The sequence below is a fragment of the Stenotrophomonas sp. RS-48 genome, assembly GCF_030053245.1.
GTDB lineage: Bacteria > Pseudomonadota > Gammaproteobacteria > Xanthomonadales > Xanthomonadaceae > Stenotrophomonas > Stenotrophomonas maltophilia_P.
The window spans coordinates 15,785-29,391 of sequence record NZ_JASGBV010000040.1; the positions used below are offsets into that span (position 1 = coordinate 15,785).

Annotated in this window: 15 protein-coding genes; 11 read left to right on the forward strand and 4 right to left on the reverse strand. The window is 67.4% G+C overall.

Annotated elements, in window-relative coordinates; genetic code table 11:
• Positions 1-21 precede the first annotated feature (21 nt).
• From QMZ25_RS08380 to QMZ25_RS08420, 9 genes are all read left to right on the forward strand, one after another.
• Positions 22-1,098 (forward strand): nitronate monooxygenase, encoded by a 1,077-nt coding sequence (locus tag QMZ25_RS08380; RefSeq protein ID WP_283219444.1) that lies wholly within the window; start codon positions 22-24, stop codon positions 1,096-1,098.
• Positions 1,095-1,877 carry an aminotransferase class IV family protein gene (locus QMZ25_RS08385; RefSeq protein WP_283219445.1) on the forward strand — a complete coding sequence of 261 codons (783 nt, stop codon included), beginning with the start codon at positions 1,095-1,097 and terminating at the stop codon, positions 1,875-1,877. The genes QMZ25_RS08380 and QMZ25_RS08385 overlap by 4 nt, the downstream gene beginning before the upstream one ends.
• Positions 1,878-2,014: 137 nt before the next feature.
• Positions 2,015-2,275, forward strand: a complete 261-nt coding sequence (gene rpsP, locus QMZ25_RS08390) for a 30S ribosomal protein S16 (protein WP_005415733.1) — start codon at positions 2,015-2,017, stop codon at positions 2,273-2,275.
• 44 nt (positions 2,276-2,319) lie between these two features.
• Entirely contained in the window at positions 2,320-2,832 is a 513-nt protein-coding gene (rimM, locus tag QMZ25_RS08395) for a ribosome maturation factor RimM (RefSeq protein ID WP_053518968.1), read from the forward strand.
• A 2-nt stretch (positions 2,833-2,834) separates the two neighbouring features.
• Entirely contained in the window at positions 2,835-3,593 is a 759-nt protein-coding gene (gene trmD / locus QMZ25_RS08400) for a tRNA (guanosine(37)-N1)-methyltransferase TrmD (RefSeq protein ID WP_053518966.1), read from the forward strand.
• 154 nt (positions 3,594-3,747) lie between these two features.
• Positions 3,748-4,149, forward strand: coding sequence for a 50S ribosomal protein L19 (gene rplS / locus QMZ25_RS08405; RefSeq protein ID WP_053518963.1), 402 nt, complete (start codon positions 3,748-3,750; stop codon positions 4,147-4,149).
• Positions 4,150-4,231: 82 nt separating this feature from the next.
• Complete coding sequence (locus tag QMZ25_RS08410) at positions 4,232-4,612, forward strand: DUF6404 family protein (protein WP_065174641.1); 381 nt, start codon at positions 4,232-4,234, stop codon at positions 4,610-4,612.
• 79 nt (positions 4,613-4,691) lie between these two features.
• Positions 4,692-5,126 (forward strand): DUF1801 domain-containing protein, encoded by a 435-nt coding sequence (locus tag QMZ25_RS08415; protein WP_053518995.1) that lies wholly within the window; start codon positions 4,692-4,694, stop codon positions 5,124-5,126.
• A 38-nt stretch (positions 5,127-5,164) separates the two neighbouring features.
• Positions 5,165-5,572: a DUF1801 domain-containing protein gene (locus tag QMZ25_RS08420; RefSeq protein ID WP_283219446.1), complete on the forward strand. Its 408-nt coding sequence runs from the start codon at positions 5,165-5,167 to the stop codon at positions 5,570-5,572.
• A gap of 19 nt (positions 5,573-5,591) precedes the next feature.
• Here QMZ25_RS08420 and QMZ25_RS08425 read toward each other — a convergent pair whose 3' ends face one another.
• Complete coding sequence (locus tag QMZ25_RS08425) at positions 5,592-7,049, reverse strand: MATE family efflux transporter (protein ID WP_053518957.1); 1,458 nt, start codon at positions 7,047-7,049, stop codon at positions 5,592-5,594.
• Positions 7,050-7,111: 62 nt separating this feature from the next.
• Here QMZ25_RS08425 and QMZ25_RS08430 point away from each other — a divergent pair, with 62 nt between their 5' ends.
• Both QMZ25_RS08430 and QMZ25_RS08435 read left to right on the forward strand, forming a co-directional pair.
• Positions 7,112-7,348 (forward strand): hypothetical protein, encoded by a 237-nt coding sequence (locus QMZ25_RS08430; protein WP_053518955.1) that lies wholly within the window; start codon positions 7,112-7,114, stop codon positions 7,346-7,348.
• A gap of 9 nt (positions 7,349-7,357) precedes the next feature.
• Positions 7,358-7,765, forward strand: coding sequence for an RNA-binding S4 domain-containing protein (locus tag QMZ25_RS08435; RefSeq protein WP_053518953.1), 408 nt, complete (start codon positions 7,358-7,360; stop codon positions 7,763-7,765).
• Between the two features lie 108 nt (positions 7,766-7,873).
• Here the strand turns inward: QMZ25_RS08435 and katG are convergent, their stop codons facing one another.
• The 3 genes from katG to mutS form a co-directional block, all read right to left on the reverse strand.
• Entirely contained in the window at positions 7,874-10,114 is a 2,241-nt protein-coding gene (gene katG, locus QMZ25_RS08440; protein ID WP_283219447.1) for a catalase/peroxidase HPI, read from the reverse strand.
• Positions 10,115-10,261: 147 nt separating this feature from the next.
• Positions 10,262-10,870 carry a DUF937 domain-containing protein gene (locus QMZ25_RS08445; protein ID WP_065181132.1) on the reverse strand — a complete coding sequence of 203 codons (609 nt, stop codon included), beginning with the start codon at positions 10,868-10,870 and terminating at the stop codon, positions 10,262-10,264.
• A gap of 137 nt (positions 10,871-11,007) precedes the next feature.
• Positions 11,008-13,563, reverse strand: a complete 2,556-nt coding sequence (mutS, locus tag QMZ25_RS08450) for a DNA mismatch repair protein MutS (RefSeq protein WP_283219448.1) — start codon at positions 13,561-13,563, stop codon at positions 11,008-11,010.
• Positions 13,564-13,607 lie beyond the last annotated feature (44 nt).

Consider the following 13,607-nt stretch of genomic DNA (forward strand, 5'->3'; position numbering starts at 1 on the left):
CCTCTCCCGCAGGTATGTCGCGTGAACGCATCGCCGATTCTTGAACGCGCCGACGCCTTCTGTCGGCGTTTTTCATTGCAGCTTCCGATCCTCCTCTCCCCCATGGCCGGTGCCTGTCCGGTGCCGTTGTCGGCGGCGCTGGCCAATGCCGGCAGCATGGGCGCAATGGGCGCGGTGCTCTCCTCGGCCGCCGATATCGGGCGGTGGATGGATGAGTTCCGGGCCATCTCCACCGGCCCGGCGCAGGTGAACCTTTGGTTGCCGGACCCGGCGCCGACGCGCGACGTGGTCGCCGAATCCGCCAGCCGTGCCTTCCTCGCGCAGTGGGGACCGGAGGTGCCGGCCAGTGCGGCCGATGCCACGCCAGCCGATTTCGAGGACCAGTTCGCTGCGTTGCTGGCCGCGCGCCCGGCGGTGGCCTCGACCATCATGGGCGTGCTTTCCCCCGCGCATGTGCAGCGGTTGAAGGACGCCGGCATTGCCTGGATCGCCTGTGCCACCACGCTGGCCGAAGCGCGGGCTGCACAGGACGCCGGGGCCGATGCGGTGGTGGCACAGGGGGCTGAAGCCGGTGGCCATCGCGGGGCCTTCGATCCGGCGCTGGCCGAACGCCAGTTGGTCGGCCTGTTCGCACTGCTGCCGCGGCTTGCGGACCATCTTCAAATTCCGGTGATCGCGGCCGGTGGCATTGCCGACGGGCGTGGCATCGCCGCGGCATTGACGCTGGGTGCCAGCGCGGTGCAGATCGGCACCGCGTTCCTGCGCACACCGGAGGCAGCACTGGCGCCGGCCTGGGCCGACGCGCTGGCGAACACGGAACCGGAGGATACCTGGCCGACGCGTGCGTTCAGTGGCCGACTGGGCCGCGGCCTGGCAACGCCCTATGTACGCGCCGCTGCGGCGGCCGGTGCGCCGGCTCCGCGCCCGTACCCGGTACAGCGTGGACTGACCGGGCCGATGCGCGCGCAGGCCACACGCGAGAACCGGCTGGCGGCGATGCAGGCCTGGGCCGGGCAAGCGGCGTGGATGGCGCCGGCCCAGCCGGCCGCCGACGTGCTGCGCGGCATGTGGGAACAGGCGCAGGCGCTGCTGCGATGATGCTGACCTGCAACGGCCAGCCGGCGCAGGTGGAGGATCTGCTGCCGGCGCTGGTGAATTACGGTCACTTCACCTCGCTGCAGGTGCGTGGCGGAGCAGTGCAGGGATTGGACCTGCATCTGGCTCGACTGTCGCAGGCCACACGTGAACTGTTCGGCAGCGAGCTGGACACGGCGCAGGTGCGCGGCTGGATGGCGCAGGCGCTGCAGAGGGCCGGTCTTGCCGACGCCTCGCTGCGGGTGACGGTGTTCTCGCGTCACTTCGACTTCCGCGATCCACTGGCCCGCGTGGCGGTCGATGTGCTGGTGGCGGTATCCGCGCCGGTATCGCTGTCCGCGCCGCGGCGCGTGCGCAGCGTCACCTGGCAGCGGGAGCTGCCGCAGATCAAGCACGTCGGCACGTTCGGCCTGTTCGCGCAGCGGCGCGCGGCGATGGCCGACGGGTTTGACGACGCGCTTTTCGTGGACACGCAGGGGCACGTCAGCGAGGGCACGACCTGGAACGTGGCCGTGCATGATGGGCACCAGCTGATCTGGCCACGCGCCGCCGCGCTGCGGGGTACCGCAGAGGCCCTGCTGCGTGCGCATTGGAACGGACCGCAGGTGTGCCGGCCCCTGCCGGCAGGCGCCCTGCATGGAGTGCAGGCTGCGTTTGCCTGCAACGCCAGCGGACTCTGGGCGCTGCAGAGCATTGATGGGCGGGCCCTGGCCGGCTCGCTGGCGTTGGCTGAACAGGGCAGGGCGGTACTGGCCGGCGTGCCGTGGCAACCGCTTTCCTGAACGGATGCATGGCCTGCCGGCCGCCGGGCATGGCCCGGCGCTACCGTGACGCATGGGGTTGGCTCGGTCACGCTCTGCCGCTATAATCGCCCGCTTACCTCGCCATCCTGGCGACTGGGCAATTAGGAAAACACACCATGGTCAAGATTCGACTGACCCGCGGCGGCGCCAAGAAGCGTCCGTTCTACCACATCATCGTCACCGACGTGCGCAGCGCGCGCGACGGCCGCAACATCGAGCGCGTTGGCTTCTACAACCCGGTCGCCCAGGGCGCCGAGAAGCGCATCGAGCTGGATCTGGCCCGCGTTGACCATTGGGTCAAGAACGGCGCCCAGCCGACCGACAAGGTCCGCAACCTGATCAAGGAAGCGACCAAGTCCCAGGCCGCTGCGGCCTGATCCTGACGGGCCACGCTCCGGCGTGGCCCTCCTGGTTGAAGCAGATGAAAGATATCGAGCGCCGCATCCTGCTGGGCAGGATTGTCGGCGCTTTTGGTGTGCGCGGCGAGATCAAGCTCGAGTCCTGGACCGAGCCACGTTCCGCCATTTTCCGTTACCAGCCATGGATCGTGCGCAGTCCGTCCGGCGTGGAAACCACGATTGAAGGTGTGCGTGGTCGCGACAGCGGCAAGCACCTGGTCGCGCGTTTCCCCGGCGTCGAGGACCGTGACGCGGTCGAAGCCATGCGTGGCACCGAGATCTACGTGCCGCGCAGCGCGCTGCCGCCGCCGAATCCGGATGAGTATTACTGGGTCGACCTGGAAGGCCTGGACGTGAAGACTACCGAGGGCGTTGCCCTGGGCCAGGTCTCGCACCTGTTCAGCACCGGTGCCAACGACGTGGTGGTGGTCCGTGGCGACCGCGAGCGGATGATCCCGTTCGTGCTGCCGGACTTCGTCGTTTCGGTGGACTTCGAGGCGAACCTGGTCGTGGTCGACTGGGATCCCGAGTTCTGAGCATGCGTTTCGACGTCATCACCCTGTTCCCCGAGTTCCTCGCCCAGTCTGCTGGACTGGGCGTGGTCGGACGCGCGCAGGAGAAAGGGTTGTTCAGCCTTCACGGCTGGAATCCCCGTGATTACGCCGAAGGCAACTACCGCCGGGTGGACGACCGTCCCTTCGGCGGTGGCCCGGGCATGGTGATGCTGATCGAACCGCTGCAGGCCTGCCTGCAGGCGATCCGCAATGCCGATCCGACCCCGGCCAGGGTGATCTACCTCAGCCCGCAGGGGGCGCCGTTGACCCAGGCCAAGGTCCGTGAACTGGCGGCGCTGCCGCGCATGGTCCTGCTCTGTGGGCGCTACGAGGGCATCGACGAGCGCTTCCTGGAAGCCAATGTCGACGAGGAGATTTCCCTCGGCGACTACGTGCTGTCCGGCGGCGAGCTGGGCGCAGCGGTCATCATCGACGCCGTGGCCCGCCTGCAGGAGGGGGCCCTGAACGACGCTGAATCGGCGGCACAGGACAGCTTCGAGGGCGACCTCGGCCTGCTCGACTGCCCGCATTACAGCCAGCCGGCCCAGCACCCGCTGGGTGACGTGCCGGAGGTGCTGCGCTCGGGCAACCACGCGGCCATCGCCGCCTGGCGCCGCCAGCAGTCCCTGGTCCGTACCGCCCAGCGGCGCCCGGACCTGCTGGATGAACAGGCGCTGGGCAAGACCGACCGCAAACTGCTGGAGCAGGGCCGTCAGGCCCGGAAACAAAAGGCCAGCCCCTAGCGCAGGGCTGGCGTTATCGGCTATCATGGCCAATTCCCGCCGGCCCCGGCTGGCGTGCGCAGTACCCAAAACAAACGTGCAGCACAGTCCGGTGACTGCATGAGCCTATGTTGTCGAATCGACACGCCCACCCGAACAAGAATCGGTGTAACCCATGAGCAAGCTGAACAAGTCCATCGTCGCGGAATTCGAATCCGCCCAGATCACCCGCGAACTGCCGAAGTTCAGCCAGGGCGACACCGTTGTCGTCAACGTGAAGGTGAAGGAAGGCAACCGTGAGCGCGTGCAGGCCTACGAAGGCGTTGTGATCGGCACCAAGAATGCCGGCCTGAACTCCTCGTTCACCGTCCGCAAGATCTCGCACGGCTACGGCGTCGAGCGCGTCTTCCAGACCCACAGCGCCATCATCGACTCGGTCGAAGTGAAGCGCCGCGGCAAGGTCCGCGCCGGCAAGCTGTACTACCTGCGTGGCCTGGAAGGCAAGGCTGCCCGCATCAAGGAAGACCTGGCTGCCGCTGCGCAGGCCAAGGCTGCCCGTCTGGCCGAAAAGGCCTGATAGACAACTCCGGTTGTTGCCGCGACGGCCGCCTTCGGGCGGCCGTTTGCGTTTGTGCTCCTGCATCCGCTAGGTTCGTGCGATGAACAAGAACGACCTGCGCTATCCCGACCGCATCCGCGCGGCGCTTCGTCTGCTGGACGACAAGGGGCTGCCGCGCGCGCAGTCCGCACCGTTGCTGCATCGGATGCTGTGGCGGATGGGCGTCGCTGTGCCGCCGCCGATCCTGGCCGGTTTCCGCATCAACGCGCTGGTGCAGGGGCTGCTGTTCGGCCTGTTCTGGTGCGCCCTGATGTGGCTGCTGCTGTGGCAGGGCGGTGAGCGTCCACTCGGCCTGCTGCTGGGTGCCGGATTGCTGGCGGGCGGCCTGTTCGGTGTGGTGATGGCGCTCCTGATGCGCTCGCTTCAACGCCAACGACAGCTGCCCGAATGGCGCCAGTTCCTGGCCTCGCTGGCGGACTGAAGCGATGGCGCAGTGCGCCGTGACCGCAGGCTGCCGATGGCGCTAGTCTGCGGCTTCATTCCCATGCATGCGCCGTGCGATGCCTTCCAAGCGAGCCGCACCTTCCACTGCACCCAGGCTCCTGTCCGGGGGAAATCCGCAGATCGCCAAGGGCGAGGGTGATGCGCCGGTGCAGGCGTACATCGCCGCCATGCCGGACTGGAAGCAGCCCATCGGCGCACGCCTCGACGCACTGATCGGCCAAGCCGTGCCCGGCGTGCACAAGGCGGTGAAGTGGAACTCGCCGATGTACGCGGTGGCCGCCGATGCCGGCTGGTTCCTCAGCTTCCATTGCTTCGCCCGTTACATCAAGGTTGCGTTCTTCCGCGGCGCGGCCCTGCAACCGATGCCACCGGAGCCGTCCAGAAGCGCCGATACCCGCTACCTGCACATCACGCAGGAGGGCATGCTGGATGAAGCGCAGTTCCTCGAGTGGGTCCGCCAGGCCGCTGCATTGCCCGGCGAACGCATGTAAGCCCGCCATTCCGGACGTTCCGCCGACGAGAGCACACGATGACCACGCATGCACCGAACCCCGACGACGCCGGAACACCCGCGGCCGCACTGATCGATGCGCGCATCGCGGAACTGGGTGACTGGCGCGGTGAAACGCTGGCACGCGTTCGGGCGCTGATCCATGAAGCGCTGCCGGAGGTGCAGGAAACCTGGAAATGGCGGGGCACACCGGTATGGGAGCATCACGGCATCCTGTGCACCGGTGAGACCTACAAGCAGGCAGTGAAGCTGACCTTCGCCCAAGGGGCGGCCTTGCCGGACCCGAAGCGCCTGTTCAACGCCAGCCTGGAAGGCAACACGCGGCGCGCGATCGACATCCATGAAGGCACCATGCCCGATGCCATGGCGTTCAAGACCCTGATGCGCGCGGCGGCCAAGCACAACGCCGCGAAGAACAAGCGGTAGCGCCGGGCCATGCCCGGCGCTACCGGGTCACGGCATCCGGGTCCGCCACCGGTGACGGCGGGCAGGCGGGAATCTCCGACGGTGTGGCAATCGCCTCGGCCTTCGCGGGTGTGCTGATCATCTTCGCCTTGCGCCATCCCCCCCAGCGGTAGTACGCCAGCGACAGCAGCATCGACACCAGAGAACTGACCGGGAAACTCCACCAGATCGCATCTGCGCCCCAATAGGGCTGCAGCAGTTCGGCGAACGGAACGCGCACGCCCCACAGTGACGCGGCCAGGATCAGCAGCGGTGGAATCACCGCACCCGTCGAGCGCACCACGCCGGAAATCACGAAGCTCACGCCGAAGAACAGGAACGAGCCGACCACCACATGGTTGAGGTGGCGCGCGATCTGCAGCGACTCGCTGCCCTGCGGCAGGAACAGGGCCAGCGAGTATTGGTCCAGCAGCACCAGCGGCAGGATCAACGCACCGGTCAGCAGGAAATTGAACAGCACGCCCTTGCGTGCGGTGCCGCGGACGCGATCCCACTGCTGGGCACCCACGTTCTGTGCGGCCATCGTGGAACAGGCCGCGCCGATCGCCATCGCCGGCATCTGCACGTAGTTCCACAATTGCAGCGAGGCGCCATAGGCCGCTGCGGTTTCGGTGCCGTACTGGTTGACCATGGTCATCAGCAGGATCACCGACAGCGAGATCAGTACCATCTGCAGGCCCATCGGCACGCCTTTGACCACCAGTGCCTTGAGGATGGTCAGGTCCAGCTTGAACAGGCGCATGTCGGCGCGACCCAGCCACAGCGTGTGGCGCTTGTGCCGCATGTACAGCAGCAGGCCGCCCAGCGAGAGGGTCTGCGACACCAGCGTGGCCCAGGCCGAACCGGCGATGCCCAGCTCCGGGAACGGACCCATGCCGAAGATCAGTACCGGATTCAATGCGATGTCCAGCACCACCGACAGCAGCAGGAAGCGGAACGGCGTACGCGAGTCACCGGCACCGCGCAGCGCGGCGCTGAGGAAGGCAAAGGCATACAACGTCGGCATTGCCAGGAAGATGATGCGCAGATAGGCCTCGGCCAGTGGCAGCGAGGCCGCCGGCGTGCCCATCGCCGCCAGCAGCGGATGGGCCATGAACCAGCCGGCGATGGCGATGATCGCCGACAGGCCGATGAAGAACGTGGCACTGGTGCCGACCACGCGCCGTGCCTGGGCGATATCCCGTGCACCGATGGCCTGGCCGATCAGGATGGTGGAGGCCATGCCGAAGCCGAACACCGAACCGATCAGGAAGAACATGATGTTGTTGGCGTTCGCGGTGGCAGTCAGTGCCGCTTCGCCGAGGAAGCGCCCGACCCATACCGCGTTCACCGAACCGTTCAGCGACTGCGCGATGTTGCCCGCCAGGATCGGCAGCGAGAACAGCAGGAGATTGCGGCCGATCGGGCCGGCGGTCAGGTCAAGCGGCGCTTTGGCCATGGGCTGGTGATCGAATCCCGGGAGGCGCACACTAGCACCAAGCCGGTTCGCGGGATGTGGCAATGCATCAACGACAGCAGGTGAGGTCGATGACGTTGGCCTTGATTGGCGGCCTGTTGGCCGCATGTTCGTCGGGAGACCGGCTGGGCGATACCCAGGTGCGGCCGACCGACCGCCCCGAATGTCTGGTCGGCAGCCAGCGCCAGGATCTCGCTGCCGGAGCACCGACCCTGATCGGGGGCAGCGGCTGCCGCACCGACCCCGACAATCCGCGCCCCCTGAACAAGCGAACGGAGTAGTACCTGCCGATGCCTGAGCTTTCCCCGCTGTCGCCCAGTGTCCGCCTGGACATCTGGTTGTGGGCGGCCCGTTTCTTCAAGACCCGCAGCCTGGCCAAGCAGGCCATCGAAACCGGCAAGGTCAGCGTGGCCGGTCAGCGACCGAAGTCCTCGCGCGCGGTGCGCGTGGGTGAGCACCTGCAGGTCGATCGCGGCGAGGAGCATTTCGAGATCCAGGTGATGGGCCTGAGCGACCAGCGCGGGCCTGCCCCGGTCGCGCACCAGCTGTATGCCGAGAGCGAGGCCTCGAAGGCACGGCGCGCCGAGCAGCGCGCACTGCGCATCGCCGCGCGCGACGGCTTCCAGCCACCGGAGCACAAGCCGGACAAGCGCGCGCGGCGTCTGATCCGCGCGCTGGGCGACATCGACGCGCTGTAACGCGAACGCCCCCAAGGCAGCGCCGGGCCATGCCCGGCGAGCCCTTCAGTGGTAGCGCCGGGCCATGCCCGGTGGGCCTTCCGACAGCAGCGCCGGGCCTGCCGGTGATCAGCCGTGCAGGTCGTAGCGGTCCAGCTCCATCACCCGGGTCCACGCCGCGACGAAGTCCTGCACGAACTTCTTCTCGCCGTCTGCACTGCCATAGACCTCTGCCAGCGCACGCAGCACCGCATTGGATCCAAATACCAGATCAGCACGGGTGGCGGTCCAGCGTGCGGCGCCGTCGTTGCGGCTGCGGCCTTCGTACGTTTCACGACCGGTGGCCTTCCACTGCGTGCCCATGTCCAGCAGGTTGACGAAGAAGTCGTTGCTGAGTGTCCCGGGCCGATCGGTGAAGACGCCGTGCGCGCTGCCATCGGCATTGGCACCCAGTACACGCAGGCCACCGACCAGCACGGTCAGCTCCGGGGCGGTCAGCGTCAGCAGTTGCGCCCGGTCGATCAGCAGCGCTTCGCCCGGAACGCTGTAGGCGCCCTTGAGGTAGTTGCGGAATCCATCGGCCGCCGGTTCCAGCACCGCGAACGATTCCACGTCGGTCTGCTCCTGGCTGGCGTCGGTACGGCCCGGAGTGAACGGTACGCTGATGTTGTACCCACCGGCCTTGGCGGCCTGTTCGATGCCCACGCCACCGGCCAGTACGATCAGGTCGGCCAGCGACACCTGCCTTTCACTGCCGGCATTGAACCCGCTCTGCACCTTTTCCAGCGCGGCCAGCACCTTGGCCAGACGGGTGGGCTGGTTTACCGGCCAGTCCTTCTGCGGTGCCAGGCGGATGCGCGCACCATTGGCGCCGCCCCGCTTGTCCGAGCCACGGAAGGTGGAGGCCGATGCCCAGGCCGTGGAGACCAGTTCAGGGACGCTCAGGCCGCTTGCGGCGATCGCCTGCTTCAGGGTGGCCACATCCCTGGCATCGATGAGCGGGTGCTTTGCGGCCGGCAGCGGATCCTGCCAGATGAACTCTTCGGCCGGCACTTCCGGCCCCAGATAGCGCGCGCGCGGCCCCATGTCGCGATGGGTCAGCTTGAACCAGGCGCGCGCGAACGCATCGGCAAACGCCTGCGGATCGGCCAGGAAGCGGCGCGAGATCTTTTCGTAGGCGGGATCCATGCGCAGCGACAGATCGGTGGTCAGCATGGTCGGGCGGTGCTTCTTCGAGGCGTCGTGCGCATCGGGAATGACCGCCTCGGCATCCTTGGCCACCCATTGATGCGCGCCGGCCGGACTTTTGGTCAGTTCCCATTCGTACTTGAACAGGTTCTCGAAGAAGTCATGGCTCCACTGCGCTGGAGTACGGGTCCAGGTGACTTCCAGGCCACTGGTGATGGTGTCGCCGCCCTTGCCGCTGCCGAAGCTGTTGGCCCAGCCCAGGCCCTGGCTCTCCAGATCGGCCGCTTCAGGCTCCTTGCCGACGTTGTCTGCCGGGCCGGCGCCATGGGTCTTGCCGAAGCTGTGCCCGCCGGCGATCAGCGCCACCGTTTCTTCATCGTCCATCGCCATGCGGCCGAACGTGTCACGGATGTCATGTGCAGCCAGTACCGGGTCAGGATTGCCGTCGGGGCCCTCGGGATTCACATAGATCAGGCCCATCTGCACTGCGGCCAGCGGGTTCTCCAGCTTGCGCGAATGCACGTCGCCATCGGCATCGTCATCGGACACCAGCACGCCGTGGGATTCCACCACGCCCTCGGAGCCGTGCTTGTAGCGCACGTCACCGCCCAGCCATGTGGTTTCGCGGCCCCAGTACACATCCTGATCCGGTTCCCAGGTATCGGGACGGCCACCGGCGAAGCCCAGTGTCTTGAAGCCCATCGACTCCAGCGCGACATTGCCGGTCAGGATCAGCAGGTCGGCCCAGGAGATGGCCTGGCCGTACTTCTGCTTGATCGGCCACAGCAGGCGTCGCGCCTTGTCCAGGCTGACGTTGTCCGGCCAGCTGTTGAGCGGAGCGAAGCGCTGCTGGCCGCGGCCGCCGCCACCGCGGCCATCACCGATGCGATAGGTGCCGGCGCTGTGCCACGCCATGCGGATGAACAGGCCGCCGTAGTGACCGAAATCGGCCGGCCACCAGTCCTGCGAGTCCGTCATCAGTGCTTTCAGGTCTGCCTTCAGCGCGGCATAGTCCAGGCTCTTGAACGCCGATGCGTAATCAAAGCCGGCATCGAGCGGGTTGGAGCGCGCGGAATGCTGGTTGAGCAGGTCCACGCGTAGCTGGTTCGGCCACCAGTCGCGGTTGGTCGTCGCGTCACCGACGACGGCATGGTTGAAGGGGCACTTCGCTTCGCTTTTCATGGGTCTCTACCTGTGGACTGGCGAAAGGTGGAATCGGGGGAGGCCCGACCCACATTAGGTGGCGCCTGTGGATCGGTAAATTCGATTGATTCAACCAATGCGATAGTGGCTGTCTATTAGGTCCGGGGCTTGTACGGGTGTGTGCGATCAGCGCTTGAGCAACCCCGAGCCGAGCTTCAGCAGGTCGCTGGCCCCGAACTGGCCGTCGCCGTCCTGATCGAGCACACCGCCCAGCATGCTGCCGATGCCGCCGGACTGCTGCGCCTCCTGGCCGAGGGCGCTGCTGAGTTCGCTGGCGTTGCCCTGCTGGGCGAAGCGCTGGGCCAGGAAGGACATGACGATGGGCGCAAGGATCGCCAGCAGCTTGCCGGAGGTGCCGCTGTCCAGACCGGTCTTCTGGCCAAGCACCTGCGCGGCCTGCGGCTGCTGGCCACCGAAGATGTGGCCGAGGATGCCGGCCCCATCGGTGGCGCCGCTGCCACCGCCCCCCATCACTGCGCCGAGGATGCTGCCGAGGTCGAAGCCGCCACCCCCACCACTGCCCAGATGGTCACGCTGCAGCGCATTGAGCAGGGACTGCGCGCCCTGCGGCTCGCTGGCGTTCTGGCCCATTGCGCCCAGCAGCAGCGGCAAGGCGCTGCCCACCGCCTGGGTGGTCTGGCTGCTGTCCAGGCCGAGCTGCTGGGAAACCTGCTGCAGGCCCTGCCCCTGCTGCAGCTGCTGGAAGAGGGATGCGGCGAGGGATTCGGTGTTCATGGCGGTCTCCGTTCTGTGAAGGAAGGACCGCCCGAGCATAACGCCGCCTGCACGACGGAAATGCGAAGGCTGCCGGGCGCAGGCTCGCTCTGACCGGGGGCGGGAGGGCGGCCGGCGTTGCGCCGGTCCCATGCCGGTTACAGCAGTGACTTCAGCCGATACAGCGCTTCCAGCGCCTGTTTGGGCGTCAGTTCGTCCGGATCGATGGCGGCCAGCGCCTCCTGCGCCTTGCTGGACGGGGCATTGAACAGGCCGAACTGCTGCGGGGCATCCAGCGCCTGAGGGGCCAGCTCCGCCGCGTGGCTCTCGCTGCCCCGTTGTTCCAGTTCGGCCAGGCGCCGCCGCGCCTGTGCCACGGTCGATCGAGGCAGGCCGGCCAGCGCGGCCACCTGCAGTCCGAAGCTGCGGTTGGCCGGGCCGTCTTTCACAGCGTGCATGAACACCAGCGCTTCGCCATGCTCGACCGCATCCAGGTGCACGTTGGCGATACCGCTGCGGCCGCCCTCGTGCTGCTCGTCGGCCAGCGCGGTCAGCTCGAAGTAGTGGGTGGCGAACAGCGTGTAGCAACGGTTCTCGTAGGCGAGGTGGCGGGCCACCGCGTCGGCCAGGGCAAGGCCGTCATAGGTGGAGGTGCCGCGGCCGATCTCATCCATCAGCACCAGCGAATGTGGGCTGGCGTGATGCAGGATGTAGCTGGTCTCGGCCATTTCGACCATGAAGGTCGACTGCCCGCGGGCGAGATCGTCGCCGGCGCCGATGCGGGTCAGGATGCGGTCGATCGGGCCGATCACGGCGCGGCTGGCCGGTACGAAGGAGCCGATGTGGGCCAGAAGCACGATCAGTGCATTCTGCCGCATGTAGGTGGATTTACCGCCCATGTTCGGGCCGGTGATGACCAGCATCCGGCGGTCCGGGTGCAGGTCCAGATCGTTCGGCTCGAAGGGCTGCTCGCGCACGGCTTCCACGACAGGGTGACGGCCGCGCTCGATCTTCAGGCAGGGTGCCGTTTCCAGTTCCGGGCGCGACCAGTCCAGTGCCTGCGCGCGCTCGGCGAATGCGGCCAGCACATCCAGTTCGCTCAACGCGGCGGCACACTGCTTCAGCGGCTCCAGCTGTGCACCCAGCGTGTCCAGCAGCTGCTCATACAGGAACTTCTCGCGCGACAGCGAGCGGTCGCGCGCGGACAGTACCTTGTCCTCGAACGCCTTCAGTTCTTCGGTGATGTAGCGCTCGGCGTTGGTGAGGGTCTGGCGGCGCGTGTAGTGCACCGGTGCGCGGTCGGCCTGGCCCTTGCTGATCTCGATGTAATAGCCGTGCACACGGTTGTAGCCGACCTTCAGTGTGGCAATGCCGCTGCTTTCGCGCTCGCGCCGCTCAAGGTCGACCAGGAACTGGTCGGCGTTCGTGGAGAGGCGTCGCAGCTCATCCAGCTCCTCGTCGAAGTCATCGGCCAGCACGCCGCCATCGCTGAGCTTCAGCGGCGGCATTTCAGCGATGGCACGCGCGAGCAGCTGCGCGCAGTCGTCATGCTCGCCCAGCGCGGCGTACAGCGCCTGCAGGCGTGGCGAGTCCAGTGGCGCCAGCACGTCGCGCACCGCAGGCAACAGGCCCAGGCCATCGCGCAGTGTCGAGAAATCGCGGGGGCGTGCCGAGCGCAGGGCGACGCGGGTGAGGATGCGCTCGAGGTCACCCAGGCGACGGAACTGTTCGCGGATGTCGCCATCGCTGCCGCGATCGATCAGCGTCGCTACCGCATGGTGGCGCTGTACCAGCACCTCGCGCAGGCGCAACGGGCGATGCAGCCAGCGACGCAGCAGGCGGCCGCCCATCGGCGTGACGGTGCTGTCGAGCACGCCCAGCAGGGTGTTGCGGGTATCGCCGTCGACCCGCGTATCCAGCTCCAGGTGGCGGCGGGTCGCAGCGTTCATGGCGATCGCCTCGCCGGCGGTTTCCATCGCGATCGAGGTCAGGTGCGGCAGGCGCTGCTTCTGGGTTTCTTCGACATAGCCGAGCAGGGCGCCTGCGGCGGCCGTGGCGCGTGGCTTGTCGTCGATGCCGAAGCCGCTCAGGTCATGCAGCTTGAAGAAGGCCAGCAGCTGCCGACGACCGCTGTCCGCATCGAACAGCCATGGCGCGCGGCGACGCACACCGCTGCGCTGGCGCAGGAAGTCCGGCCAGTTCTCCTCGTCCGGCACCAGCAGCTCGGCCGGCTCCAGGCGCGCCAGCTCGGCTTCCAGCGCGTCGTCGGTGTCGACTTCGTTGACCAGGAAGCGGCCACCGGCGAGGTCGGCCCAGGCCAGGCCGTAGCCCTGCCGGGTGCGCGACAGGGCCATCAGCAGGGTGTCGCGGCGTTCGTCGAGCAGTGCTTCGTCGGTGACCGTACCGGGGGTGACGATGCGGACCACCTTGCGCTCGACCAGCCCCTTGGCCAGGGCCGGGTCGCCGATCTGCTCGCAGATCGCCACGGATTCGCCCAGCGCCACCAGGCGTGCCAGGTAGCCCTCGTAGGCATGCACGGGCACACCGGCCATCGGAATCGGGGCGCCGCCGGAACTGCCGCGCTGGGTCAGGGTGATGTCGAGCAGGCGTGCAGCCTTGCGTGCATCGTCGTAGAACAGCTCGTAGAAGTCGCCCATGCGGAAGAACAGCAGCAGATCCGGGTACTCGGACTTCGCTGCGAAGAACTGCTTCATGAGGGGCGTGTGCTCTGCACTGGCCTTCGATGCAGACGGTTTCG

Coding starts and splice junctions, on each gene's coding strand:
- QMZ25_RS08385 (WP_283219445.1), top strand. CDS start 1,095: ATGATGCTGACCTGCAACGGCCAGCCGGCGCAGGTGGAGGATCTGCTG.
- mutS (WP_283219448.1), bottom strand. CDS start 13,563: ATGAAGCAGTTCTTCGCAGCGAAGTCCGAGTACCCGGATCTGCTGCTG.
- rplS (WP_053518963.1), top strand. CDS start 3,748: ATGAGCAAGCTGAACAAGTCCATCGTCGCGGAATTCGAATCCGCCCAG.
- QMZ25_RS08425 (WP_053518957.1), bottom strand. CDS start 7,049: ATGGCCAAAGCGCCGCTTGACCTGACCGCCGGCCCGATCGGCCGCAAT.
- QMZ25_RS08410 (WP_065174641.1), top strand. CDS start 4,232: ATGAACAAGAACGACCTGCGCTATCCCGACCGCATCCGCGCGGCGCTT.
- QMZ25_RS08445 (WP_065181132.1), bottom strand. CDS start 10,870: ATGAACACCGAATCCCTCGCCGCATCCCTCTTCCAGCAGCTGCAGCAG.
- trmD (WP_053518966.1), top strand. CDS start 2,835: ATGCGTTTCGACGTCATCACCCTGTTCCCCGAGTTCCTCGCCCAGTCT.
- QMZ25_RS08420 (WP_283219446.1), top strand. CDS start 5,165: ATGACCACGCATGCACCGAACCCCGACGACGCCGGAACACCCGCGGCC.
- rpsP (WP_005415733.1), top strand. CDS start 2,015: ATGGTCAAGATTCGACTGACCCGCGGCGGCGCCAAGAAGCGTCCGTTC.
- QMZ25_RS08435 (WP_053518953.1), top strand. CDS start 7,358: ATGCCTGAGCTTTCCCCGCTGTCGCCCAGTGTCCGCCTGGACATCTGG.
- QMZ25_RS08430 (WP_053518955.1), top strand. CDS start 7,112: ATGCATCAACGACAGCAGGTGAGGTCGATGACGTTGGCCTTGATTGGC.
- katG (WP_283219447.1), bottom strand. CDS start 10,114: ATGAAAAGCGAAGCGAAGTGCCCCTTCAACCATGCCGTCGTCGGTGAC.
- rimM (WP_053518968.1), top strand. CDS start 2,320: ATGAAAGATATCGAGCGCCGCATCCTGCTGGGCAGGATTGTCGGCGCT.
- QMZ25_RS08415 (WP_053518995.1), top strand. CDS start 4,692: ATGCCTTCCAAGCGAGCCGCACCTTCCACTGCACCCAGGCTCCTGTCC.